The following is a 23432-nucleotide window of genomic DNA, read 5'->3' as shown; positions in this document are numbered from 1 at the left end:
ATAGCAGACATTCCCTTCGGAAGGAAGTTCTTCCGTTTCCCATTTTCACAAAGGAGCGACGAATATGGAACAAACGGAGCGTGCAACGAAGCGCATTCATCTGATGGACGAGCTGCGCGGCTTTGCCGTGTTCTGCATGGTATTCTATCATGCCTTCTATACGCTCGCCTATCTATTTAACTTGGAGTTTGGCAAAGCCCTGCTCAACTTTTTCATGCCCGCAGAACCCTGGTTTGCCGGCCTCTTTATTTTGATCGCCGGCATCTCCTCCAACCTCTCGCATTCCAACCTGCTGCGCGGCCTGAAGCTGGCGGGGATTGCGGCGGTGGTCACATTGGTCACGTGGCTGGTAGTCCCGGCGGAGCGCATTCTATTTGGCATCCTGCATTTCCTCGCAATCTGCATGATTTTATTCGGGCTGATCCAGCCGCATTTGCGCAGGAAACGCCCGTTCACCTGGATTCCCACCATCCTTTGCGCGCTTCTCTACCTATGTACCCGGCAGGTGGGCAGCCGTCTGCTCGGCATCGGCCCCATCTGCATCCCGCTCCCCGATGTGCTCTATGCCACGGATTGGCTCGCGCCCCTGGGCTTCCACAGCCCCAACTTTTTCTCCGCAGACTATTTCCCGCTTTTGCCGTGGATTTTCGTCTTTTTTGCCGGAACAAGCATCGGCCGCCTCGCGGTCGAGGGGCGTTTCCCCGCTTTTGCCTACCGCTCCCGCGTGCCCTTCCTCTCCTGGCTGGGCCGCCACGCGCTGGTGATCTACGTGGTGCATCAGCCGGTGATCTACGGCATTTCCTGGCTGGTCACCATGATCCTGTCCAGCGTCTCTTAAAAACCATTCATACGCTGCCCTGTGCGAACCGCACGGGGCAGTTATTTTTTGTCCGGCCCGTCTTCCTCCTTCTTTCCCTTGGAAAACAGTTCCCGTATGCCCAGGATCAGCACAAATACGGCAAATCCCTTGCTGATCCATACCGGATGCAGGGCATTTGCAAGCCATACGCCCAAGAACGCGCCCACCACGCCAAACGGCGCGCATTTCAGGGCGAATTTGTAGTCGATCAGACGGTGCTTCATGTGGATGTAGATCGAGACTGCGGCAAGGGGCAAGAAAAAGATCAGGTTGATGCCGCCCGCCTGCATCTGCTCCATCCCGAGGAACAAGGTCAGATAGAGCACGAGGATCCCGCCGCCGCCCAGCCCAAGCGCGCTGACAAACCCCGCGATCAGGCTTGCGATCCCCGCGACCAGCCACCCGCTCATCGCAGAAGCAGCCGCACGGCTGCATAGATCATGAAGGCCCCGAACGCCTTGCGCAGGAGCTTATCCGGGATCTTCTCCATTAGCAGCGCGCCCAGGATCGCACCAAGGAGCCCGCCTGGTAAATATGGCCATGCATCGGAAAACCGGATGGTCCCGTTGGCCAGGTACAGGATCGCGCTGACGATGGAAACCGGCAGGATGACCGCCAGGGAGGTCGCGTGCGCCTTCTTGAGCGGGATACCCGACGCCTTGAGCAGCGGCACGGCGGCAATCCCTCCCCCCGCGCCAAACAGTCCGTTCAGCATACCGCAGAGCGTGCCGATTAGCGCCGGGGTAAATTTCTTCAGGCCGCGCAATTTTTCCATCTTCCTGCCTCCCTCTGCCTAAAATCTCCTGTTAGCATTGGAAGGTTGGTATCGTTTTATACCGGCATTTGTTATACAAATCGTATTATTATTTGTTATTTATACAAATCATTCATCCTATCTTGCCCCACCGGGGGCATTATGCTATGATGAAATGGAAAAGAGGGGATGCAATATGTTTCAGCAGGATTGGATTTTACGTCAGATTGAAATGATCGGCGTGATTTTGGCGCGTCTCCTGTTTGGGAAGGACAAGCCGGATTATGAAATCGTGGAAAAGGAAAAGCTTTCGGATTCGGACCAGCTCTACATCGAATTGATCCGCATGTTGGACGAGGGCAAGATCAACGAGGCGGAAAACCGGCTCTATGAGGAGCTGGACCCCGCGCGCTTACCGATGCTGGAGCTGGCTCTGGCCTTTTACTCCCGCTTGAACCAGTTTGACGACGCCTATTTGGAAGCACACAACTATTCCCGGCAGGAGATCGAAGAGGGCCTGCACGCCGCGACAAAGCTCTTCGGGATTCAGCTGGAATAAAGCCGTTCCACGGCCGAGGAAGCTTGCAAGCAAAAGAACGTCCCATTCTCAGTGTCCGCGTAGGCATCCCTAGCCAACCGGATACCTCATTTTTTCGGGAGGGAAACCGATGAAAAGCATTTTACTGGCAGGGCGCGACTGCCCTCTGTCCGTACCGGAAGGGGAAATCCCGCCGGGCGGCTTTTCCCTGATACTCTCCAACGATGGCGACATGCCCGCCGCGGACTTTGAAGCCATCTTCGCGCATATAAAACAGCAAAACTGCGTGTTCCTGGCCGTCCCTCCCATGGACCGCGACCGGGAATATACGCCTTGGCCAGCGCCTGCGCTCTCGCAAAAAGCGCCCGCCTTTTCCGGGGAGGGCGGGGCCTATCTGCAATTTTTGACAAAAACGCTCCTGCCGGAAGCGCGCAAGGCCCTGCCCGTCACAGCAGACCCCGCCCGTACAACGCTGGTGGGCTACTCGCTCGGCGGCTTGCACGCCCTCTGGAGCGCCACGCAGTGCGGGGCGTTTGGGCAGATCGGCTGTCTCTCCGGCTCCCTCTGGTACGACGGCGCGGCCGAATACTTCCGGTCACATCCGTTAAACCCGGCCGTCCGGCGGGTCTACCTCTCCCTTGGCACGGCGGAGGAAAAGGCCCGGAACCCGCGCATGGCCCGCGTGGGGGATTGCACCCGCGAAATCCACCAGCTTTTGAAAGGCCATGGCGTTTCCTGCACCCTGGAGTGGAATCCCGGCGGCCATTTCCGCGCGATTCCCGAGCGCTTCCTGCGGGCAATCGACTGGCTTTGCGGTCAAAGCTTTTAAACCGCAGCGGAACGTCTGGTGCAATTCCAGGAAATGCCGTCTGGCGGGCGCATGAGAACCGCCCTATGCAGTAGTCTGGTTTCCCAGACGGTTGTATTTTTTGGGGATTCCATTTCGGGGGCTTTACACAACAAAAGCAGCGGAGAAAGGCCGAAAACCATTCTCCGCTGCTTTTTTCTTTATCCAGGTTCGTCCCTCCGCAGGGCGGCGGGCACTTATTGCACAGTAATCCTACAGGCACACTCCTGTGCGCCGCGCAGGATCGTGCCGCACAGGGTCACTTCAAAGCGCTTTTCCGGCCAGAGCGTCCGCAAAACGTATAGAACGCTTTGCCTGGAGCACTCGCACAGCCACGGCGACCGCACATATCCCTCTGTAACAAGCGGGCAAGAGCATTGCGCAAAGGCAAGGAGGTAGACCGTATCCGGTTCCATCACCTCGCCCCGCAAGCCAGGGGTGTCGTTGACCGCCTCAAAAAAGCGGTCGAGGTTGCCTTCCGCCGTCCGGTAGAGCGACTGATAAAACTCCAAAGTGCCCTGCTGTACGCAATTTTTCCCACATTCGTGAAACAGCGCTTCCTGTTGGGATGTTCCCAACGCGGCGACGCCTTGTTCGAATCCCTGAAACCAGTAGCGGATCTTGTCATCCATACAATTCCCTCCATGTTCCTCTCGCCTTTTGGCGCTGTCTTCCCACCGTATGATAACATAAATCTTGCACGGGCGCTATATCGAAATGGGCGCATGGCAGGCATGTTCCCTTTTAAAAGCAAAGACGCCGGATTCTCCCAAACGGAAAACCGGCGTCTTTGCCTATTAAAAAGAGGATTTCTTATCCGTTGCCTTCTTGGAGCGCCACTGGGACGGACGGCTCCGGCACCTCCTGCCCGGAGGTGCGCAGAGCGCGCGACGCGTTCAGGATAGCCAGCACGGAGACGCCGACGTCTGCGAACACGGCCTCCCACATGTTGGCCATGCCGAAGGCGCCCAAGGCCAAAAACAGCAGCTTGATGCCCAGGGCAAATACGATGTTCTGCCGCACAATGCGCAGCGTTTTGCGGGAAATCCGGACCGCCACCGCCAATTTCGACGGCTTGTCGTCCATCAATACAATGTCCGCGGCCTCGATCGCCGCATCGGAACCGAGTCCGCCCATGGCGATGCCGATATCCGCGCGGGAAAGCACCGGCGCATCGTTGATGCCATCGCCCACGAAGGCGAGCTTCCCCTTGCCGCTGGTATTCTTCAGGAGGCGTTCCACCTGATCGACCTTATCGCCCGGCAAGAGCTCCGCATGCACCTCATCGATGCCGATCTCCCTTGCCACAGCCTCGCCGACCGCCTTGACGTCGCCGGTGAGCATCACGGTCTTTTTGACCCCCTCGCGCTTGAGCGCTTCAATGGCCGCAGCTGCATCCGGCTTGACCGCGTCCGAGATCACAATATGGCCTGCATATTCGCCGTCAACCGCCACATGCACCACCGTGCCGGTGCGGTGGCAGTTGCGCCAGCTCACCCCAATCCGATCCATCCATTTGCCGTTTCCGGCATATACATCATGCCCATCGACCTTCGCGCGCACGCCGTGGCCGGAAATCTCCTCCACGTCGGTCACGCGGGAGGCGTCCACTGGCTTCTGGTACGCCTCGCGCAAGGAACGGGAAATCGGATGCTCGGAATAGCTCTCCGCCATCGCGGCAAGCTCCAAAAGCTCGCCTTCGCTGATGCGGTCCGGGTGTACGGCCGTGACCTGGAAGGTCCCCTTTGTCAGGGTACCGGTCTTGTCAAACACCACCGTCTCGGTCTTGGCCAACGCCTCCAAATAGTTGCTGCCCTTGACCAGAATGCCCTGCTTGGAGGCCCCGCCGATCCCACCGAAAAAGCTGAGCGGCACCGAGATGACCAGCGCGCACGGGCAAGAAATCACCAGGAAGATCAATGCGCGTTGCAACCAATCGCTCCAATCGCCCCCGAAGAGCAGCGGCGGCAACACCGCCAACAGCACGGCTCCGATCACGACGACCGGGGTGTAGTACCGCGCAAAGCGCGTGATAAAGTTCTCCGCGCGCGCCTTTTTGCTGCTCGAATTCTCCACCAGGTCGAGGATCTTCGCCACTGTGGATTCGCCGAACACCTTTGTCACGCGCACCTTCAGCAGGCCGCTCTGATTGATGCAGCCGCTGACCACATCGTCCCCGGGGTTCACATCGCGCGGCAGCGATTCGCCGGTGAGCGCCGCCGTATCCACGGCGGAGCTGCCCTCCAACACCACGCCGTCCAGCGGGATCTTTTCGCCCGCCTTGATGACGATCGTATCGCCGACCGCCACATCCTCCGGGTCCACCTGGACCAGCTTCCCATCCTGCTCAATGTTGGCATAGTCCGGGCGGATATCCATCAAAGCAGCGATCGACTGGCGCGAACGCCCCACGGCATAGCTCTGGAACAGCTCGCCCACCTGATAGAAGAGCATTACGGCAACGCCCTCCGGGTATTCCCCAAGGGCAAAGGCGCCCACGGTGGCGATCGCCATCAGGAAGTTTTCATCGAACACCTGGCCATGCGCAATGTTGCGGATGGCCTTCCAAAGCACATCCCAGCCGATGACAGCGTACGGGATGAGGAATAGAACCAATTTCACGATTCCGTCCACCGGAATGAGTGCCGCGGCCACCAAAAGGACCGCGCTGAGGATAATGCGAACCAGGGTCTTTTTCTGTTTCTTGCTCATAGAAATCCCTCCTGCATCAAAAATGAAGTGATTTCGCCGACCGAGTTGCGAAAAAGGGACGCACACTTAGAGGTTGATGACGCAATCCGGCTCCACGCGTTTGCAGACCTTGACGACTTCCTGCATGATGGCGTCAAAACGGGCGTCGTCGGCATCCACCATCATCTTCTGCGTCAAAAAGCTGACGTTCGCATCGTTGACGCCGTCGATCTTTTTGATGGCGTCCTCCATCTTGCGGGCACAGTTTGCACAATCAAGGTCCGTCAATTGAAAGCGCTTTTTCATGGAAAAATCCTCCTTAAAAGTTGTTATTCTGCCACGTGCTCCATGCCCTGGTCGATGATCGTCCGGACATGGCCGTCCGCCAGGGAATAGAAGACCGTCTTCCCCTCCCGGCGGTATTTCACCAGCTTACTCTGCTTGAGCGCGCGCAGCTGATGGGAAATGGCGGACTGCGTCATATTCAGCAGCTGTGCAATGTCGCAGACGCACATCTCCGATTCAAACAAAACGTACAGGATCTTAATGCGGGTGGAGTCGCCGAAGATTTTGAACAGTTCGGCCAGATCATACAGGATCTCGTCGTCCGGCATATCCCGTGTGACCTTCTCCACAATGTCCTCGTGCGCATGGATAAATTCACAGCGCTCCACACCGTTTTGGTCTGTCATGTTATCACACTCTTTCATATGAGCTGTTGTTCATATATTATTATATACAAGTACTTTGAAAAGTCAACCCTGTTCTTATGGGCCTGCAAAAAAAACTTGCCGCCCATTTGCATAGGCAGCAAGTTGTTCAGTAGAATCTTCTTTTTTGGGCTTTTCTACAGCTTCTGTGTTGCCCGGCCTGTAAACCGCTGATAAAGCAAAAAAACAACGGCAACCAAAAACAATCCGACGCTGATGTACTGCGAGGTGGATAGGCCAAACCAGATGCCGCGGTAAGTATCCCCCCGGCCAAATTCAAAAACAAACCGGCCAACCGAATAGCAGAGGAGATACAGGACGAGCCGCTTCCCCTGGAATTTTCCTTTCTTTTGTAAGGTCCACAGCAGGAAAAACAGCGCCAAATTGAACGCCGCCTCTACTAGCTGGATGGGGAACCGGCTCACCCCGTTGGCCTGCTCGATCAGGTTGTGCGTATAGGTAAACCCAAAGCTGCAAGGGACGCCATAGCAGCAGCCCCCTAAAAAGCAACCAATCCGTCCAAAAAAATGGAACAGCGGGATGGCCGGGGCCAAGAGGTCAGCCCACTCGGGCAGCGCAAACCCCTTTTTCCGGACATACAGTGCGCCGGCAAAGATCCCCCCCAGCAGCCCGCCATAGAAGACCGAACCGCCAAACAAGATATAAGCGTTCTCAAAAAATGCCTTTGGGGAATCGCTGGCTAGCAAATTTGGGGCGGACCCTGGCGCGCTCAGCACATTGACCAACCCATACAGCAGATGCCCACCCAGCAATACCCCAACCGCAGACACCAGCAACACCATAATCATATCATTTTCATCCAGGCCCTTTTTCCGCGCCTGGCGGCGGGCATAAATCCCCGCTGTGAAAATGCCCACGAGCGCTAAGACGGGATAAATCCCGAAGGTCTTTCCAAAAAGTTCAAATGTAGGAATCAAGGCAATCTCTCCAAAAAAAGATGCAAGCATCGCAAGAATGCAATGCTTGCATTTTCTGTTTTAAATGTCGGTTATCCCAGTGCGCCCGCTGCGCCTGCTGCGCCAACCACACCCAGCGCGCAAATGACACAGATCACACCCAACGCGCCAAATACGGTTCCGATGATGCCCAGCACCAAGCCAGCCGTAGCAAGGCCCGTCTCTCCCGGCAAGGCCGTCTTACGCGCTTTTACGCCAAAGACAATGCCAAGGATCGCCAGAATAAACGTCACATAGCATACAATCGGGATGAAGGAACCAATGATTCCCAAAATACCGCAAACTAGAGCCGCAATGGATAAACCTTTTGAATTATTATTTATAATTCTCCCTCCTTGAGCTGTATTCTACACGATTTGCTTTTTCTGTCAAGGAGATTCAATTATTTTCACCTCAACTCAGGAAAATTTTTATGCAATTTCCCAGCCTCTATTGGAAGCCTTCGCCTTCCTCCGGCAGGATTCCCACCAGCCGCAGCAGGTGCTGCGCGTTGGTGGTCCGGCAGCGCCCGGGCCGGATTCGGTAGTCAAACCGGATCTCCCGGCCGGAATAGTGCTCGGTAAAGTGGTAATTCACCGCGGGCGTGCGGGGATCGTTCTCCAAATCGCACAGCTCAAAGTCGTGGGTCGTCACCAGGGTCAGGACGTTCGGCCGCGCCAGCCTGCGGATGGTCTCCCTCGCGCCGATGATGCGGTCCCGCGAATTGGTGCCCCGGTAGATTTCGTCGATCAAGGCGATCATGGGCGCGGCCGACTGGCTGCGGTCGATGATCGTTTTGACGCGGAGCAGCTCCGCATAGAAACTGGAAATCCCCTCGCTGACGCTGTCCTCCACGCGGATGGAGGTGCACACCGCCATGGGCGAGGCGCAAAAGCGCTTTGCTGCCACCGCTCCCCCGGCAAAGGCCAGGATCAGATTGGTCCCAACGGTGCGCAGGAAGGTCGTCTTTCCGGACATGTTCGACCCGGTGATGATGCAGGTCCGCTGCCGCAGGGAAAAATCGTTGCCGGCCGCCCGCTCCTCGGGGATCAACGGATGGCGCAGGTCCTGCGCATCCAGAAAGGGCTGCGCGGCGTCCCGCAATTCCGGAAACGTATGGACCGCTTTCACCTGGGACAGCACCCCCAGGCTGAGGAGCGCTTCCACCTCCCCAAGCGCCTCCAACCATCCCTGGATGTAGGGGCCGTAGGCCTCCTTCCAGGCATATAGCCGTTTGGCGCAGTGAAAGTCATAGAGGAACAGCGCATTGTAGAGAAGCAGCGCCAGGCCGTTGTGCCGCGCGGCGATCGAGCCGGAAATCTGCTCCAGCTCTTTGAGCGCCTGCTGCGCCCCGCCGTTTTGCTGTAGGCGGTCCTGCAAATCCCGCAAATAGCCGCTTTTAAAGGTCTCCTGCGCAAAACGGGCGGCCAGTTTCCGGTAGGGCAAAACCATCTTATGGAACCGGTACACCGGCCCGAACTGCTGGTTATGCCCTTTTAAGCACAGGAGGGCCGTCCCCAGCTGCACCAGCGCCAGGCAACTGAAGCCGATTTGCCCAATCTGCGGATAGAATCCCAGCAGGGCGGAAAACAGGCACAGCCATGTCAAAACGGGAAGGACCCAAAGCAAAAGCCCCCGGAAAACAGGCCGCCGCCCTTCCGTATGGAGGAAGCGGTCCCAAACGTCGCTGGTGGTCCCCTTTTTAGCGTCCCGTTCCGGCAGCGCGAACGCTTGATATTCCGCGGAGAAATGTTGCTTCTCCGCCAATTCTTCCACCGCTTCCCGGCGGCTGTTCCATTCCGGCAGGCCGCCGCACCCGCGCTTGAGCCAATCCGCCAGGCAGTCCCGGCCAAACGGCGTGCTCGCGGCGCAGATGTATTGATACAGGGAGTCCTTGCCAAAGAGGTCGAGGTCCCGCCCCGGCGGGTAATCCTCCGACAAGTAGGCGGCGCCGTCCACCGGGGAAGCCTTCCAACCGTCGCCGCTGCGGTCGAGGTACGCCTTTGCGACATTCCGCAGGGCGGTATGGTGCGTTTGCCGCTCCACAATGCGGCTGTGCCGGCCGATCAACCACACAAATGCAAGCAATGCCAGCGCACCGGCGCCATAAAACAGCGGCTGGTTCTGCACATACCCGGCGACGCACGCCCCAATGATACAGAGCATGGCCACGCCCCGGAGAAACGAACAGCGGTTATACTCTTTCCGGTCCTGTTCCAGCGCCGCTGTACAGTCCTGGGAAAGCTCCTGATAAAAATCCAAAGGTTTCTTTTCCATAGGCGCACCTATTTCCGCGGTTGGCCGGGTTCGTCCCCGCCCGTCTTCTCCTCGATGCGGTAGCGGGGGCGCGCCTTGACCTCGCTATAGATCTTGCCGACATAGCCGCCCACCACGCCGATGCACAGCAGCTGGATGCCCCCCAGCAGCCAGATGGAGGAGACGGTCGCGGTCCATCCCGCCACGGCATTCCCCGTGAAATAGGAGATCAGGGCGTAGATCAATCCGCCGACGCTCAGCACACTGACCAGGATGCCCAAATTGGAGATGATTTTGAGCGGCTTGACGCTGAACGACGTGATGCCGTCCAGCGCAAAGGAGATCATCTTTTTCAGCGGGTATTTCGATTCGCCGGCAAACCGCTCATGCCGGTCGTAATAGACGTAGTCGCTGCGGTATCCGATCAGCGGGACGATGCCCCGCAGGAAAAGATTGACCTCGCGGTATTCGGAAAGCGCGTCGAGCGCCCGTTGGCTCATCAGGCGGTAGTCCGCATGGTTATAGACCGTCTCCACCCCCAGGATGCGCATGACTTTATAAAAGCCCTGGGCGGTTGTGCGCTTGAAGAAGGTATCGGTCTCGCGCTTTTTTCGCACGCCGTAGACCACATCGCATCCCTCCAGGAATTTCTGCACAAACTCGTCCAGCACTTCGATGTCGTCCTGTAGGTCTGCGTCCAGGCTGATGGCGCAGTCCGCGCGGTCCTTCGCCTCCATCAGCCCGGCCAGCAGCGCATTCTGATGGCCGCGGTTGTGCGCCAGTTTCAGCCCCGTGACCAGCGGGTTCTGGGCGCTGAAGGCGGAGATGAGCTCCCAGGTGCGGTCTTTGCTCCCGTCGTCCACGAACAGCATGCGGCTCTTTTCCCCGGCCAGGCCCGCCTGCTGCATCTGTTGCAGCTTTGCCGTCAGGCGTTTGACGGTCTCCGGGAGCACCTCCTCTTCATTGTAGCAGGGCACCACCAGATAGACCGTCGGGATATGCGTCTTTGGATTCTCATGCATGGCTTATTTCTCCTCCTTTCGCCCAGACGCCCCAGCCAGCGAAAAGATCAAGCCAAGGGTCGCAATAATCACGCCGATGGCGGGGGAGCCGGGGATGGCAAGAATGAGGGCAATCCCAAATAGAATGGTGGAAATGCCCAACAGCAACAAACGGATCTGGTTCATCCGACATCCTCTCCTTTTTCGACCGAAGGTTCTTTCACCCGGAACGTGCGGCGCTTGGGCGGGTGTGCGTGGTCGTACCGGCGCGTGACCAGCCAGTATACGCCCAGCAGCAGGAATGCCCCCACCGTCACGCAGGCCCCCAATTTGAGGCCCGGCGTCTCATAGTCAAACCGGATGGTGTTCTCTCCCGCAGGCACGCGCACCGCCATAAAGCCGACGTTCACCTGCTCGATCTGCGCCGGTTCGCCGTTGACGGTGGCGCTCCATCCGCTCTCATACGGGACGCTGAAAAAGACCAGCCGGTCCTTATCCGCTTGGATCGTTGCGGTAAAGCCGCTGTTGTCCCGTTCAAAGCTGGAGCAGGACATGCTGCGGCGCGCCAGGCAGTCGGCAAAATAGCCGGATTCCGTGTAAGAGACCGAATTGAGGCCCTCAAAATGGTTCAGGATGTCCCCATAGCGCAGGGCCTGCTCGTCGTCCAGTACCATGGTCTTGAGGAGCAGCAAATTGCGGTCGTCCTCGGGCACCTGGTCGTATTCCTCGCGGGTGATGTAACTGTCGTAGCAGAAACCCATGGGGATGAAATACTGGTTTTCCCAGATATCAAAGCCGTTGCGCGTACCGACATACTCCCAACCGGGCATCTGCGGTTCCCCGTCCTGCTCGAATGTACCGCCGCTCGTGGTGGGGTCCAGCAGCCAGCGGCAGGAAGTCAGCCCGCGCAGGCCGTAATATTTGACGTCCGGGCGGGTCGCCACGTCGCGTTGGATGCCGATCGTGGGATAAAATTCCATCACCGAGCCGGGCACAATGCTGTGGAACGCCTGGATGGTGGGCATCTGGAAAAACATCGCCTGGTTGTCCATGCCGTCATACACGTCGATCCGGCAATCGCTCGTGTCAATCCCCAGGTCTTTCCCGCCGTTGAGCGAATAGGGGATCATATGGATGTGATTGTCGCTGCTCTGCGTCTTGCCGAGCGTGATAAAATACAGGGAATATACCACCGTGATGACCGCCACGCCGCACATGCAGTACCGCACAAAGCGCTTTGTCCGCTCCCCGTTGAACCGCCGCGGGAAGAAGAACCGTCCCTTCCGCTTGGAAAGCTCCTGCCGGAGCCGGCGCAGCGGGTAGTCCTTCATTAAAAAGGTGAGCAGCAGCAGGCTGAGCAGGGCGATCGCCACATACGCCCAAAAGCGCGAGGGATACGCTTCCAGACCGATGGAGACGGTCTCCCCGTCGCCATTGGCGCCTGTCTGGACCATCAGGCCGATTGGAAGCGCGATGCCCAAGGTAAAACCGAGCGTCCATTTGATCGCCCGCTTCCAGTCGGCGCGCGGATTTTCCAGCGCGGTCACGGTCGCCAGCGACATCATCAGGGTGAGCATGTAGAACCAGCGGGCATAGTAACCGGAATTAAACATCTGGAAGGCGGAATTCAAAACCGGCACAAACGCCATCAAGAACAGGATGGGCAGCAGGGTTTTGACCCAGCTTTTGCGCCGCGCCTGCATGGTGGCGAACACGCCTGTCATGCTGAACAGCGGCAGCCACGCGCCCAGGGACGCCCATTTTGCCTCGGAATCCGGGGTAAAATTGGGGCGCGCCGGGATGTCCGGCGGGAAGAAAAAGCACTCCAGGATGTGCACATACCGCTGGTTCCAGCTATAGAGCAGCGCGCTCCACCCGTTCGGCGGGTTGTCGATGCGCGGGTTCTGGATCACGCAGAGCACCGTCGGGATCAGCAGCACGCAGGAACACAGCAGGCCAAGCACCGCTTCACAGGCCAGCAGCGCGAAATCCCGCAGGCCAATGCGCCAATCCTTGACGGCCAGCCGCAGGAAAAAGTAAATCACACAGAATACTACCTGTCCCACGAAGAAATAATAGTTCATAAAACAGCTGGCAAAAACCAGCAAAGCGAACACGCCGCGCCGCTTAGTGGCCATGTATTCATCCAGCGACCACAGGAGCAGCGGGAAAACGATGATGGCCTCGTGAAAGTGGTTGAAGAAGATATTGTACACCGAAAAGCCGGAGAACGCATAGAGCAGCCCGCCCAGGACCGCATAGTCCGGCGTACGGACATAGCGCTTTAAGTAGATAAATCCCGTCAAAGACGCGCAGCCAAATTTCAAGATCAACAGCGGCCCCATCAGGTATGGTACCGCCTCGCTGGGAAACGGGAGCGTCAGCCAGAAGAACGGGCTTCCCAGCAGATAGAAGGTATAGGAACCGATAAAATTCGCGCCGAGATCGGTGGTCCAGCTCCAGCCAATGTTGCCGCTGCGGATGGCGTCGTGGCACATCTGGTAGAACGGCACCTGCTGCACATTGAAATCGCCATAGAACAAAAAATAGCCGTTATCCCAAATGATGAAGGGCAAAAAGAACACAAGGGCAATGCCGATCCCATAAAGGAACGCCCTCCAATAATTGCTGGAAGCTTTTTCCGGAAAACGCAGCCGCGTCACAGAATCACCTGACTTTCGTTATCTTTTTCGTTGTTTCGTCATTTACCGTGGTATTTTTTCCCGCAAGATGCTATTATTATAATGCGTATGGGGCAAAGCCACAAGCCTGGAAACCGGCCCATGGACCGGAAAAGTGGATGAAGCGTGGACTCCGGCCGATCTTTGTGGGAAACGCGCCGCCGTGGTTTATCGAACAGGAAGCGTTCTGCCTGCCAATTCCATCCATAAAAAACCAGACCTATTATACTATAGCACAGCCCCATGGAAAACAAGCAAAAAAATGGGCGAGCCCGCCAGAGCCACAAAAAGAGGCCAACGCGCACGGCGGTCTGGCTGGCCGCCTATCATCTGATTCTTATAGAAAAACATTTGACCGGCGCGGCTTTTTTCAATTCTTCCAATTTCTGACTATTTTTGGGAAGGATCTGAAAGATTCTGCGCCCTTCAGTGGTATTGGAGGTATAGAGGAAATGCCATCCGAATTTTTCGCCATGCTTTCGCGCATGAAATATATCGACCGTTGGGGGCTGATGCGAAACACACGACAGGAAAATCTGAGCGAGCATAGCTTTGAGACCGCGGTCTTAGCCCATGCGCTGGCCACCCTGCGCAACGTACGCTTCGGCGGGCACGTCCAGCCCGAGCGGGCCGCTGTACTGGCGCTATTCCACGATGCGCCGGAGACGCTGACGGGGGATCTCCCCACGCCGGTCAAATATTATAACCCCGACATCCGCGGCGCCTACGGCGCGGTGGAGAAGGCGGCGGAACAGACCCTGCTCTCCCTTCTTCCAAGCGATTTGCAGGATTCCTATGCGCCCCTGCTGGGCGGGGACAGCGAATCGGACGCCGAGCTGCACAAGCTGGTCAAGGCGGCGGACAAGCTCTCGGCGCTCATCAAATGCTTGGAGGAGCGGCGCATGGGGAATACAGATTTCCTCAAGGCGGAGGAAAGCCTCTGGAAAGCGGTGCGTGGCCTGCATCTGCCGGAGGCCGATTGTTTCCTCGACGAATTCCTCCCGGCCTATTCCCTGACGCTCGACGAAACCCAGCCCGGCCAATTGCACGCGAAGGGTCCCTTCCCTGACAAGCCGGGAACGGGCGGAGAGGGCCGGGGATAGCGGAATCCCTCATATCCCCCTTTCCAAGCCTTCTCAAGGGAGGGAAATTTGAAATGCCATTTGATACAGGGATTAACAAATATTTAATTTCTTATTTAAAATTATATCTCCTTGCAAAACCAGTATAATATACGAGTTAATGCGCCTTTTTTCGAAAAATTTTTCGCACAGCCGCTTGGCCGTTGCTTTAAGGAATGATACTGTGAATCAAGATAAGAAAAAAAAGCGGATCCGTCTGATCCGCAACATTGCTGTTTTGCTTTTGAGCCTGGTGTTGGTGGTATTTGGCAGCGGCCTCGTCTATGCGGACATGCTGTTGAGCCAAATCGGTTATACGGAATTGAGTTCGCTGGCGCCCCCTTCCAGCAGTTCCAGCCCTGTCTCCAGCAGCGATGAAGACACGTCTTCCACAGACGAGACATTGGGCGATCCCAACTTGTTGGGTGGGCTGTACCACGACGATGCCATCACCAACATCCTGTTGCTCGGCGTGGATGATTACCAAGCGAACGATGTGGGCCGCAGCGACAGCATGATGATGGTTTCTATCGACACCCGCCACAAAAAATTGAAGCTGACCAGCTTCATGCGCGACCTGTATGTGGCCATCCCCTACCATGGCAGCAATAAGCTGAACGCCGCCTACCCTCTGGGGTATCAACAGAACGGCGCAGCGGGGGGCGGGCAACTGGCCGTCTCCACCATCGAAGCCAATTTCGGCGTGGATATCGACCGCTTTGTGCTGATCGATAACTCGGCGTTCGACCAGATCATCGACAACCTCGGCGGCGTGGAGATCACGCTGACAGCGGCGGAGGCCCGGCTGATCAACCAGTATTCCGGCGATCCAAGCCGCAACCTGACCGAGGGTACCCATAATCTCACTGGCAAGCAGGCGCATTACTACTCCCGTATCCGCGCGATCGGCGACGACTTCGAGCGCACGCAGCGCCAGCGCAATGTATTGACCAGCTTGGTGAACAAGTTTAAAAATTCCAATATTGGGACGATCAACAAAGCGCTGTACGATTGCCTGGGCCTGGTCCAGACCAATATGACAAAGGACGAGGTATTTTTCCTTGCGGCAAATGCGCTCACCTATATGAACTATTCGATGGAAGAACACCGCGTTCCGGGGGATGACGAATACTATGCCACCCGCGTAGATGTGGGGTCTGTATTGGTTCCATACCGTGAGCAGTGCTCGGAAAGCCTGGTTGAGTTTATCTTTGAGGGCGATGTCCCGGGGAAATCCTCCGATTAACCCGCTATGCATAACAAAAAGGATTTGGAAAACGGTTGTCTTCCAAATCCTTTTCTTTTTCCGGAAAGCCCCTCCCGCCGATGCGCACGGTCAACGGCGGTATAGCAAATAGTTGGCCCTTCCTTCGTCCTTCCGCCGTACATAGATATAGTACATGGTCGAATGCTCCGGAGTTTCCATCATAGCGCTTGCCATCATGCGCGCGCCGGTGTCCCCACCCAAAAAGAACACCGGATGGCCTGTTTTTCCCTTGCGGATATAGCGGACGCCGGCTTCGGAAAGCGCATTGCAGACCTGGTCGCAGTCCACCGTGGAAGTGCTGGCGTAAACCTGCTTCCATCGCCAAAAGCACAGCATTGATTATCCCTCCCTCGCCGCTTGTTCCAGAAGAAATTTTGCTATTTCTAGGTCCTGCCTGCGGACATCGACATATTGCATCACCACACCGGCGGGATATTTTCCAAAGGAGCCAAAGCGCATCCAGCCGCTGGCTGCGGCGCCCGCATGCCCGCATTTCGCCCGGTAACGATATGGGATGCCTGCCGCATCCAAAAGCGCACAGATACGGGCGCTTTCCTGATCGGAGCACCCGCAATAGAGTTCTTTCCACCTGCCTAAGAACCGCATGGTCCTCCCTCCTTTAACATCTTGCGACCCATCGGGCCTTTCCGGATTTTCTTTCTTTTTAACATATACCCCCATAAAATCCAATAAAGAATCTTTTTTGAGAAAAATTTTCACATAAGGACGCGATCATATGCTTCAAAATCCCCGCAAAACCACCGTGGAAATCAATCTGCACGGCCTCACAACCGCAGACGCCAAGCGGAAGCTGGAACAATTTTTGTCCCGCCTGCCCGCCAGTGTGACCGAGGTCATCGTAATCCACGGGTACCACGGCGGGCAAGCCCTGGGCAATATGGTGCGCCAGCGCCTAAAGCATCCACGCATCCGCGCAAAGATCCTCTGCCTGAACCCCGGTGAAACCCGTCTGCTGCTTTCTCCCCCGGCGCGTCCCCATTCCAAATAAGCCGCAGGTCAATCTTCCTCCGGCAACGGCTTATTGGAAGGCTCCAGGCGGCTGAACGAATAGCGCATGACCTTCCCCAGGCGCTCCCGCCCCTTTTTGATATGGACGGATACCGTCCCCGGCGTAAGCCCCAGCAGCCCGGCAATTTCATTTACGCGCATCTGCTCGAAATACCGCAGTTGGATGCATTCCCGCTGCCGCTGGGTCAACTCCCCCTCCATAGCGGCGTGTAAGGCCCGCAGCATCTTTCGATATTCCGCATCCGGTTCGCCGCCGCTTCCCTGCATCGCCGGCAGCCGGTCCCCGAAGAGTTCTAAGCTCAGATTGGATTTTCTCCTCATCGCAACCTCCCACATTTGATCAGGTAGTTCCCCACATGGAGGCAGTCCAGATACATCCCATACAGGAGTTGTATCCGCCCCTCCAGCTTGTCCGCCTCTTTTTCCTCTGTCGCGTCCGCGGCTTGACGCCGCAGCAGACGCACCCGCTCGCGGAGATGTTCCGCCTCCCGCAGGTATTCCTCCCCCCATACAAGGTAATCCATATTGACATTTCTCCTTAACGCATTTGAATCTTAATAAGATTCTTTTTAATTTTATGCTAACACTATAGGTGAAAAAAGTCAACCAAAATAGAACAAATGTTTTCTAAAAAATTTTAAAAATCCCCTTGACAACGATTCCTTTTTATCATATACTAATACCAGTTATACAGGACAGAACAATCGTAAGTTCGCGTGATATATTTGAATTAGCGCCATGCATACCCAATGCATACTGCCGGGATCGGCGGTAAGGTCCGTATATTCCAGCCATTGAAGAGCAATCTTCAATGGCTTTTTATATTTTTTGCACTTGTTGCCTCCCTTCCAGAGCATGATGCAACGCAGCGGACTTTTGGAGCTTCCAACTGGTTATTGGCCAGAGCGCCTCGTAAGTTTCGAGGCGTAGATTCGTGTATTTCCGTGCCGCATATACTATGGCGGCATCTTTGTACGGACGACACAAGCCCCCTTTTCTTGACAAGCTTCGGAAAAATATGCTAGCATAAAACAGACTTTGGACCGGCGGCCTTTGCAGAGGGCCGGGCTGGTTCTTGCACATTTCCCTTGCTTTCCGTCTGGATGGCTTATGAAAGGCCGCAGGAAAACCGGCCTTTTAGGGATTTTTGCCAGGTAATCTTTTCAAAGGGACATGCCGCCAGCGTGTCCTATTTTTCTGTATCAAAAAGGATGGCATGCTATGAAAGCCAAAACAAATGTGAAAAAAATGGCCATTCTCGCCATGATGGTCGCGCTGGGCGTCGTCTTATCCCCGATTTTGCGCGTCCCCGGCATGGCCCCCATGCAGCATTTTATCAACGTCATTGTTGCCGTTTTGCTGGGACCGTGGTACGCCCTCGCCTGCGCGATTTTAATCGCCCTTTTGCGCATGTGGCTCATGGGCGTCAACCTGTTGGCGGTCACAGGCGCGGTGTTTGGGGCGGTGCTCTCCGGGCTGCTCTATCGGGCGACCGGCAAAATGCTCGCCGCCGTGGCGGGTGAAATCGTCGGGACCGGCATCATCGGCGCGATGGCCTCGTATCCGGTGATGGCGTTCCTCTATCATATGGACGGCGTTGTTTTGTTCACCTATGTGCCGTCGTTCTTGGCAGGCACGATCATCGGTGGCTTTGCCGGGTATCTCTTTTTAATCGCACTTTCCAAAAACGGGCTGTTGACCCGGCTGCAAAGGATGGCGAACCAATGAACCAAATGGAATCCATGGCCCTGCTTCTCAAAAATTTGCGGCAAACGGCGCCGTTGATCCATTGTATCACAAACCACATCTCCATCAACGACTGCGCCAACGCGGTTTTGGCGCTCGGCGCACGCCCAATCATGGCCGAACATCCGGATGAGGCTGCGGAAATCACCGGCCACGCCCAAGCCCTGGTCTTAAACCTAGGGAACATCAGCGCCTCCCGCATGGAAGCTATGCGGCGCTCGGCGTGCGCCGCCGGGAAAACCGGTATCCCCATTGTGCTCGACCCCGCCGGGGTTGGGTGCAGCCCATTGCGCCGCGCATTTTTTGCGGAATTAGCGGGGATCGCCTCATTTTCCATCATCCGGGCCAACAGTTCGGAGCTCCGCGCCCTATGCAGCGGCGATTCCACCACGGACGGCGTAGACGTTGCCGCGGATGACAAGATCACCCGCAGCACGGCGAAGCAGCAGGCGCGATGGGTCGTTGAAGCCGCGCGCCGCTTTCACTGCGTGGCGTCCGCCTCGGGCGAGGTGGACATCGTATCGGATGGGCAGTCCTGTTGGTTCCTCTCCAACGGCGACCCGATGCTGGGGCAAATCACCGGGACGGGCTGCATGTCCAGCGCTTTGGCGGGGGCCTGCTGTGCCGGTGGACAGCCGCTGGAGGCCGCTGTCACAGCGGCTGCCCTCATGGGGATCTGCGGCGAACAAGCTGCCGCAGAGACAAGGGCGCGCGGCCGGGGGTCCGGAACATTCCACGCCGCTTTGCTGGACGCCTTATCGACGATTTCCTCGGAAGCGCTCGCGCAGAATCTACATATGGAAGGAGCATCCCTATGAACCAATCGGACTGCCTGCTCTATCTCGTCACCAACAGCGACCACCTCGCACGGGAACCGTTTCTCCGCGTGATCGAAGAAGCTTTGCAAAACGGGGTAACCCTGTTGCAGCTCCGCGAAAAAGACAAGGATGGCCGGGAATTTTATGAAGAGGCCCTGGCTGTCAAGGAATTGTCCAAGCGGTATCATGTGCCGCTTCTGATCGACGACCGCATCGATGTCGCCCTGGCGGTGGACGCGGACGGCGTACATGTGGGGCAAAGCGACCTTCCTGTCTCCGTGGCAAGGAAGCTGTTAGGGCCCGGCAAAATCGTCGGGGCAACGGCCAAGACCGTTGCACAGGCGCTGGAAGCGCAGGAACAGGGGGCCGATTACCTGGGGACGGGGGCCATTTTCCCAACGCAGACAAAGGCCGCCGCGATTCCCACCAGCGTGGGGACCCTCTCCGAGGTCTGCCGGGCAGTGCACATCCCGGTTGTGGCCATTGGAGGGCTCAAACAGGACAACTTGTCCGTGCTGGAGGGATGCCCGATCAGCGGGATTGCCGTGGTGTCCGCCATTATGTCGAGCGCAACCCCGGGCATAGCCGCGCGGGAATTGGCGGCTATGGCAAAGAAGCTTGTAGAACTTGGACGCGCCAAAAACGCCTAATGCGGAGAAAAGGGCTACAAATACGGATTTATAAAATAGGAAGCTCCCGCCCTGGAACATCCAGGACGGGAGCTTCCCTGTTTTATGAAGATTTTTCGATCATGATTCAACGCATAACCATTGGGGGATTGCCTCGCTTTTGAAACGCTTATCGGACAGCGCTGGCCTTTGCGGCAATCCCGCCGCCGAAGCAGCAGGGACCTTTTTTATCCTCTGTTCCTACTGCTTCAGAAACGGTTGAAAGGGAGTAAATCAGCATTCTTCTTTTTTGCGGAATTTGCGGGGGACGATCATCACGGCGCCTGCTGCTGCAAGGATACCCATACCGCCAACGGTGAACAGCATGGTACCCGTGCCGCCGGTGTGCGGAACCGGGCTGTTGGCAAACTTGACAGTAACAACATTGCTCGCATCTGCCTGGTCGGGAATGGTAATGGTCAGTTCCTCGTTGCTGCAAACATAACCCTCGGGCGCTTCTGTTTCCTTCAGGTAGTAGACGCCGGCATCGAGGCCATCCAGAATAATATGGCCATTCGCGTCCGAAGTCAGCTCAACGACGACATTGATGGGATTTCCTTCGCCATCTTTCTGGTAGAACTCGAACTTCGCACCTTCCAGGCCTTTCTCCTCATTGGTCTGGTCGTACTTAAAGACATCGATCTTATATGTATTGACCTTGACGATGGATTTCTCTGTCTCGCCGTCCGGATAGGTAACCCACGCGGTGTTCTGATAGCTGCCAGCCGTTGCTTCCTCGGACAATGTGGCCGTATAGGTCACGGTGATCGGCGTAGCGTTTGCGATGTCTTCGTCGTCGATGGCCCCCATCTCGTAGAGATTGACCAGGTCCACGGTGATCTCAAAATCGCAGGTTGTGCCATCTTCATGTTGCGCCGGTTCGTAGTTGATCGTATACTGGTCAGGCTGAATCAGTTCGTCATCCCCAACCTTGACCACAAAATTGGTGGGATTCTCGAATTCATCATCCATGTCGTCATGGAATGTCAGCTCATAATGGCCGCGCTCTTCCAAAGGCACGTTCGCCAGCGTGTTAATTTCCGATTTGGTTACTTCCGGATCCTCTGCATCCTCGGGCTTTATGTAGTTGAGCAGATCATCCGGCACGTTGGACGTCAGTTTGAAATCCACGGTATCGCCTGCTGCTGCCGTATCCTCTTTCTTGTCGCCTTCTTCTGTCACAATGACCTTATCCAGGCCCGGGAAGCTGGTCTTATCGATGGGGTCTTTGCCGTGGGCTGCTTTGAGAGAGGTCAGGCCGCTAACAGTAGCCAAGCCGGTTTCTTCGGAGAAATCCGTGAATTCTTCGATGTGGTTTCCATCTTCGGTTTCCGCATGGGCTTCCCAGCGCGTTCCTTCCGCATCGTCGTACCAGCCGTCGATGAGGTGGTCGCAATCGTCCAGTACCCACATATCGCCCACATCCGTCAAAGTGGCGGTTGCTCCGTCGCGGTTATGGAGATCGTCGCCTGCATCCCCAGCGTGGTTGTTGTACAGCTTTACGCCAACAGGGATGGTAACGGTTCCGGCATTGCAGATGCCGCCGCCCGTCTGATAAGCCGAGTTGTTCATAATAACAGCCGTGCTGGGCAAAACCAGCCTGCCGCCGTTATAGATACCGCCGCCGTTGGTAGAAGGCTCGTCGTTGCCTGTAACCGTAAACTTCGCGCCTTCTGCAATGTTGAAGGTTCCGTAGTTCTCCATGCCGTTGCGGACGTTATTCAAGATATTGATTTCCGCTTTTGCTTCCACGGTGGAAACGCCGTAGGCACGCAGGCCGCCGCCCGTATACCCATAGCCATTTTCGTTCGCGTTGATGACCGATGTTTCGTCCATCGTCATATCGCCGGAATAGGTAATTCCATAATAGGCATTGTTATTGCAGTTCAGCACGGAGTTCTCAATGGTCACATTGCTGGCAGACAGCCCATGGCCGTTGTTGTTCTCAAAGGTAATCTGCGAATTGATGGCGGTAAATTTACCGCCATTTGAAGCGTTGCTTGTACAATTCTGGATAGCGAACGTCGAATCCTCGACATAAATCGTCGGGCTGTTTACATAACCGCGGTTTGTGCCGTCAATCAGGAATTTACTGCCGCCGGTGACATTTACATTGGCGGTGCCCGCTGCATCCAGCTGGATTCCTTGGCCCGCATTGCCCTCCGTACCAACGCCAAGAATCTGGAACGTCGATCCATCCGTCACATTGATCTCCGATCCAGCATTCATATAAATAGCGTTGCGGGTGCCGGTTGTCCGGCTATCAAACTTAAAGGTCAGCTCCGCTCCATTTGTGACATTCAATGTGCCGCTCAAGGACAGCATCAACCAAGGAGACGTACCATCCGACGTCCACTCTACAGAAACGCCGGCACCGTCAAAGGTCAAAACGCGGCTGGGGTCATTGAGGCCAAAGCACATCCAACCTTCGCCGTTGCTGGTAAGCTGGCGGTCAATGGTGATTTTACCATTTCCGGTAAAGGTCAACGTCTTATTAAAACCTTTGGTCAATTCGCAGTCCTGAAGCAGGGTGATCGTTGAACCCTCCGGCGCCTCTTCCACCGCCTGATCCAGCGTTGCATACGTCTTATCTCCAACCTGCGCCACGTCGCCGTCTGCTGCAAACGCTGTCGTCGGGAGGAATGTCAGCAGCATGCACAATGCGATAAGGCCGCTGAACAGACGTGTTTTCATGTTCCTTTTCATAAAATTTTGTTCTCCTTTCTAGCATATCTGGGAAGCCCCCTTCCTGGGGTCCTAATTCCTGGTTCGTTCTCCGCCACCAGACAGCATGCATACCGCTGTGTCCGTGGCCATACCGCCTCCTCCCATTTGCTGCACCCGATCGCACCCACAGCCTTCAAAATGCTGGTTGCCAATGTAAGCACCGCGCTGTTTCTTGCAGAGGCAAACAAGCATCGGAATTCTAATAAGATTCTTATAATCTTATTAAGATACGGCTTTAGGAATGTTTTTTATATTATCATATTTGTTCACAAAAAGCAAGATTTTCCGGCGGGATTATACCCAAAATTGTTGATATTAACATCGTCCATTCATCGGATAAACCTGCTTTAAACTATCTTTTCTCTAAGAGTCCATCCATACGAGTTTCCTTTGTATTTTCTTACAGACGAATCACACCTCCGAATTGAAAAGAAAAATGCAAAAGGCCCCTTCCCCGGAAAATTCCGGGGAAGGGGCCTTGCTATTTCATTTATTTAAGAAAGAACCTTTTTCTATTTCGTAACCCTTTCTACAAAAGCACTTAGCCAATCGTCACTGCACAGTGCTTCACTGGACGTGCAGCGTCTTTCACGCCTACGGCGGGCACGCAGTGCCTTTCGCGGACCTCCGGTCAGGACGCGCCTACGGCGGCAACCACGGAAGCAAACCGCAATTATGGCGTGTTCCGCTCCACAAGGGAGTGTCCTTTAGAAGCATTTATCCAATCGTCACTGTGCAGTGCTTTGTAGCATTCTGGCCCGGC

The 23432-nt window shown here is 56.0% G+C and carries 26 protein-coding genes; 9 read left to right on the top strand and 17 right to left on the bottom strand.

The genetic code is table 11. From position 1 onward, the window contains the following. Positions 1–64: 64 nt before the first annotated feature. A complete protein-coding gene (locus tag I2G69_RS13070; RefSeq protein WP_195560910.1) occupies positions 65–838 on the top strand; it encodes a heparan-alpha-glucosaminide N-acetyltransferase in 774 nt (257 codons plus the stop codon). Positions 839–879: 41 nt separating this feature from the next. Here I2G69_RS13070 and I2G69_RS13065 read toward each other — a convergent pair whose 3' ends face one another. Both I2G69_RS13065 and I2G69_RS13060 read right to left on the bottom strand, forming a co-directional pair. Beyond that, positions 880–1269: a sulfite exporter TauE/SafE family protein gene (locus tag I2G69_RS13065; RefSeq protein WP_195560909.1), complete on the bottom strand. Its 390-nt coding sequence runs from the start codon at positions 1267–1269 to the stop codon at positions 880–882. After that, on the bottom strand, positions 1266–1634 hold the full coding sequence (locus tag I2G69_RS13060; RefSeq protein WP_087233886.1) for a sulfite exporter TauE/SafE family protein: 369 nt from the start codon (positions 1632–1634) through the stop codon (positions 1266–1268). Before I2G69_RS13060 ends, I2G69_RS13065 begins: the two co-directional genes overlap by 4 nt. Before the next feature lie 175 nt (positions 1635–1809). On the opposite strand from I2G69_RS13060, the gene I2G69_RS13055 reads away from it, so the two are divergent. Both I2G69_RS13055 and I2G69_RS13050 read left to right on the top strand, forming a co-directional pair. Further along, positions 1810–2172 (top strand): DUF6483 family protein, encoded by a 363-nt coding sequence (locus I2G69_RS13055; protein WP_191405938.1) that lies wholly within the window; start codon positions 1810–1812, stop codon positions 2170–2172. Between the two features lie 109 nt (positions 2173–2281). Continuing rightward, positions 2282–2980: an alpha/beta hydrolase gene (locus tag I2G69_RS13050; protein ID WP_195560908.1), complete on the top strand. Its 699-nt coding sequence runs from the start codon at positions 2282–2284 to the stop codon at positions 2978–2980. 215 nt (positions 2981–3195) lie between these two features. On the opposite strand, the gene I2G69_RS13045 is transcribed toward I2G69_RS13050, so the two are convergent. The 10 genes from I2G69_RS13045 to I2G69_RS13000 all read right to left on the bottom strand — a co-directional run bounded on the left by I2G69_RS13045 (position 3196) and on the right by I2G69_RS13000 (position 13275). Beyond that, the gene (locus tag I2G69_RS13045) at positions 3196–3630 is read right to left on the bottom strand and encodes a hypothetical protein (RefSeq protein WP_191448867.1); all 435 of its coding nucleotides are present in this window, start codon (positions 3628–3630) and stop codon (positions 3196–3198) included. Between the two features lie 181 nt (positions 3631–3811). Next, a complete protein-coding gene (locus tag I2G69_RS13040) occupies positions 3812–5710 on the bottom strand; it encodes a heavy metal translocating P-type ATPase (RefSeq protein WP_195560907.1) in 1899 nt (632 codons plus the stop codon). Between the two features lie 66 nt (positions 5711–5776). Then, positions 5777–5995: a cation transporter gene (locus tag I2G69_RS13035; RefSeq protein WP_087233876.1), complete on the bottom strand. Its 219-nt coding sequence runs from the start codon at positions 5993–5995 to the stop codon at positions 5777–5779. Between the two features lie 23 nt (positions 5996–6018). Further along, positions 6019–6381: an ArsR/SmtB family transcription factor gene (locus I2G69_RS13030; protein ID WP_087233874.1), complete on the bottom strand. Its 363-nt coding sequence runs from the start codon at positions 6379–6381 to the stop codon at positions 6019–6021. A gap of 155 nt (positions 6382–6536) precedes the next feature. Then, the gene (locus I2G69_RS13025; protein WP_195560906.1) at positions 6537–7337 is read right to left on the bottom strand and encodes a prolipoprotein diacylglyceryl transferase; all 801 of its coding nucleotides are present in this window, start codon (positions 7335–7337) and stop codon (positions 6537–6539) included. A 71-nt stretch (positions 7338–7408) separates the two neighbouring features. Then, entirely contained in the window at positions 7409–7672 is a 264-nt protein-coding gene (locus tag I2G69_RS13020; protein ID WP_275532233.1) for a hypothetical protein, read from the bottom strand. Between the two features lie 133 nt (positions 7673–7805). After that, positions 7806–9632, bottom strand: coding sequence for a MutS-related protein (locus I2G69_RS13015; RefSeq protein ID WP_195560905.1), 1827 nt, complete (start codon positions 9630–9632; stop codon positions 7806–7808). 8 nt (positions 9633–9640) lie between these two features. Then, positions 9641–10633, bottom strand: a complete 993-nt coding sequence (locus I2G69_RS13010; RefSeq protein WP_195450719.1) for a glycosyltransferase family 2 protein — start codon at positions 10631–10633, stop codon at positions 9641–9643. A 3-nt stretch (positions 10634–10636) separates the two neighbouring features. Then, positions 10637–10798, bottom strand: a complete 162-nt coding sequence (locus I2G69_RS13005; protein WP_172749680.1) for a hypothetical protein — start codon at positions 10796–10798, stop codon at positions 10637–10639. Beyond that, positions 10795–13275, bottom strand: coding sequence for a YfhO family protein (locus I2G69_RS13000; protein ID WP_195560904.1), 2481 nt, complete (start codon positions 13273–13275; stop codon positions 10795–10797). Before I2G69_RS13000 ends, I2G69_RS13005 begins: the two co-directional genes overlap by 4 nt. A gap of 470 nt (positions 13276–13745) precedes the next feature. Here I2G69_RS13000 and yfbR point away from each other — a divergent pair, with 470 nt between their 5' ends. Continuing rightward, complete coding sequence (gene yfbR, locus I2G69_RS12995; protein WP_191395983.1) at positions 13746–14396, top strand: 5'-deoxynucleotidase; 651 nt, start codon at positions 13746–13748, stop codon at positions 14394–14396. A gap of 202 nt (positions 14397–14598) precedes the next feature. Continuing rightward, a complete protein-coding gene (locus I2G69_RS12990; RefSeq protein WP_237966955.1) occupies positions 14599–15660 on the top strand; it encodes an LCP family protein in 1062 nt (353 codons plus the stop codon). 90 nt (positions 15661–15750) lie between these two features. On the opposite strand, the gene I2G69_RS12985 is transcribed toward I2G69_RS12990, so the two are convergent. Beyond that, a complete protein-coding gene (locus I2G69_RS12985) occupies positions 15751–16017 on the bottom strand; it encodes a hypothetical protein (protein WP_087233857.1) in 267 nt (88 codons plus the stop codon). Between the two features lie 3 nt (positions 16018–16020). Beyond that, entirely contained in the window at positions 16021–16287 is a 267-nt protein-coding gene (locus tag I2G69_RS12980; RefSeq protein ID WP_087233854.1) for a hypothetical protein, read from the bottom strand. Between the two features lie 130 nt (positions 16288–16417). On the opposite strand from I2G69_RS12980, the gene I2G69_RS12975 reads away from it, so the two are divergent. Beyond that, on the top strand, positions 16418–16690 hold the full coding sequence (locus I2G69_RS12975; RefSeq protein WP_087233852.1) for a Smr/MutS family protein: 273 nt from the start codon (positions 16418–16420) through the stop codon (positions 16688–16690). Positions 16691–16698: 8 nt separating this feature from the next. On the opposite strand, the gene I2G69_RS12970 is transcribed toward I2G69_RS12975, so the two are convergent. Both I2G69_RS12970 and I2G69_RS12965 read right to left on the bottom strand, forming a co-directional pair. After that, positions 16699–17031, bottom strand: a complete 333-nt coding sequence (locus I2G69_RS12970; protein WP_191405945.1) for an RNA polymerase sigma factor — start codon at positions 17029–17031, stop codon at positions 16699–16701. Further along, on the bottom strand, positions 17028–17234 hold the full coding sequence (locus I2G69_RS12965; protein ID WP_087233846.1) for a hypothetical protein: 207 nt from the start codon (positions 17232–17234) through the stop codon (positions 17028–17030). The genes I2G69_RS12970 and I2G69_RS12965 overlap by 4 nt, the downstream gene beginning before the upstream one ends. A 697-nt stretch (positions 17235–17931) precedes the next feature. Here I2G69_RS12965 and thiW point away from each other — a divergent pair. From thiW to thiE, 3 genes are read left to right on the top strand one after another with little or no spacing between them, the layout of a single operon-like run. Then, complete coding sequence (thiW, locus tag I2G69_RS12960) at positions 17932–18438, top strand: energy coupling factor transporter S component ThiW (protein WP_191405946.1); 507 nt, start codon at positions 17932–17934, stop codon at positions 18436–18438. Beyond that, positions 18435–19274, top strand: coding sequence for a hydroxyethylthiazole kinase (gene thiM / locus I2G69_RS12955; protein WP_191405947.1), 840 nt, complete (start codon positions 18435–18437; stop codon positions 19272–19274). The genes thiW and thiM overlap by 4 nt, the downstream gene beginning before the upstream one ends. After that, positions 19271–19924, top strand: a complete 654-nt coding sequence (thiE, locus tag I2G69_RS12950) for a thiamine phosphate synthase (RefSeq protein ID WP_191395987.1) — start codon at positions 19271–19273, stop codon at positions 19922–19924. The genes thiM and thiE overlap by 4 nt, the downstream gene beginning before the upstream one ends. Positions 19925–20176: 252 nt before the next feature. Here the strand turns inward: thiE and I2G69_RS12945 are convergent, their stop codons facing one another. Then, the gene (locus I2G69_RS12945; RefSeq protein ID WP_195560903.1) at positions 20177–22648 is read right to left on the bottom strand and encodes a SpaA isopeptide-forming pilin-related protein; all 2472 of its coding nucleotides are present in this window, start codon (positions 22646–22648) and stop codon (positions 20177–20179) included. Between the last annotated feature and the right edge of the window lie 784 nt (positions 22649–23432).

This window comes from Anaeromassilibacillus sp. D41t1_190614_C2 (genome assembly GCF_015558525.1).
Taxonomy (GTDB): Bacteria; Bacillota; Clostridia; order Oscillospirales; family Acutalibacteraceae; genus Anaeromassilibacillus; species Anaeromassilibacillus stercoravium.
Note: the sequence above shows the minus strand (reverse complement) of the source record. Positions and strands in the feature narration are given on the sequence as shown.

Coding starts and splice junctions, on each gene's coding strand:
- I2G69_RS12970 (WP_191405945.1), bottom strand. CDS start 17,031: ATGAGGAGAAAATCCAATCTGAGCTTAGAACTCTTCGGGGACCGGCTG.
- I2G69_RS13035 (WP_087233876.1), bottom strand. CDS start 5,995: ATGAAAAAGCGCTTTCAATTGACGGACCTTGATTGTGCAAACTGTGCC.
- I2G69_RS13040 (WP_195560907.1), bottom strand. CDS start 5,710: ATGAGCAAGAAACAGAAAAAGACCCTGGTTCGCATTATCCTCAGCGCG.
- I2G69_RS13010 (WP_195450719.1), bottom strand. CDS start 10,633: ATGCATGAGAATCCAAAGACGCATATCCCGACGGTCTATCTGGTGGTG.
- thiE (WP_191395987.1), top strand. CDS start 19,271: ATGAACCAATCGGACTGCCTGCTCTATCTCGTCACCAACAGCGACCAC.
- I2G69_RS12980 (WP_087233854.1), bottom strand. CDS start 16,287: ATGCGGTTCTTAGGCAGGTGGAAAGAACTCTATTGCGGGTGCTCCGAT.
- I2G69_RS12975 (WP_087233852.1), top strand. CDS start 16,418: ATGCTTCAAAATCCCCGCAAAACCACCGTGGAAATCAATCTGCACGGC.
- thiM (WP_191405947.1), top strand. CDS start 18,435: ATGAACCAAATGGAATCCATGGCCCTGCTTCTCAAAAATTTGCGGCAA.
- I2G69_RS13060 (WP_087233886.1), bottom strand. CDS start 1,634: ATGGAAAAATTGCGCGGCCTGAAGAAATTTACCCCGGCGCTAATCGGC.
- I2G69_RS12985 (WP_087233857.1), bottom strand. CDS start 16,017: ATGCTGTGCTTTTGGCGATGGAAGCAGGTTTACGCCAGCACTTCCACG.
- I2G69_RS13005 (WP_172749680.1), bottom strand. CDS start 10,798: ATGAACCAGATCCGTTTGTTGCTGTTGGGCATTTCCACCATTCTATTT.
- thiW (WP_191405946.1), top strand. CDS start 17,932: ATGAAAGCCAAAACAAATGTGAAAAAAATGGCCATTCTCGCCATGATG.
- I2G69_RS13070 (WP_195560910.1), top strand. CDS start 65: ATGGAACAAACGGAGCGTGCAACGAAGCGCATTCATCTGATGGACGAG.
- I2G69_RS13055 (WP_191405938.1), top strand. CDS start 1,810: ATGTTTCAGCAGGATTGGATTTTACGTCAGATTGAAATGATCGGCGTG.
- yfbR (WP_191395983.1), top strand. CDS start 13,746: ATGCCATCCGAATTTTTCGCCATGCTTTCGCGCATGAAATATATCGAC.
- I2G69_RS12945 (WP_195560903.1), bottom strand. CDS start 22,648: ATGAAAAGGAACATGAAAACACGTCTGTTCAGCGGCCTTATCGCATTG.
- I2G69_RS13065 (WP_195560909.1), bottom strand. CDS start 1,269: ATGAGCGGGTGGCTGGTCGCGGGGATCGCAAGCCTGATCGCGGGGTTT.
- I2G69_RS13045 (WP_191448867.1), bottom strand. CDS start 3,630: ATGGATGACAAGATCCGCTACTGGTTTCAGGGATTCGAACAAGGCGTC.
- I2G69_RS13015 (WP_195560905.1), bottom strand. CDS start 9,632: ATGGAAAAGAAACCTTTGGATTTTTATCAGGAGCTTTCCCAGGACTGT.
- I2G69_RS13050 (WP_195560908.1), top strand. CDS start 2,282: ATGAAAAGCATTTTACTGGCAGGGCGCGACTGCCCTCTGTCCGTACCG.
- I2G69_RS12965 (WP_087233846.1), bottom strand. CDS start 17,234: ATGGATTACCTTGTATGGGGGGAGGAATACCTGCGGGAGGCGGAACAT.
- I2G69_RS13030 (WP_087233874.1), bottom strand. CDS start 6,381: ATGACAGACCAAAACGGTGTGGAGCGCTGTGAATTTATCCATGCGCAC.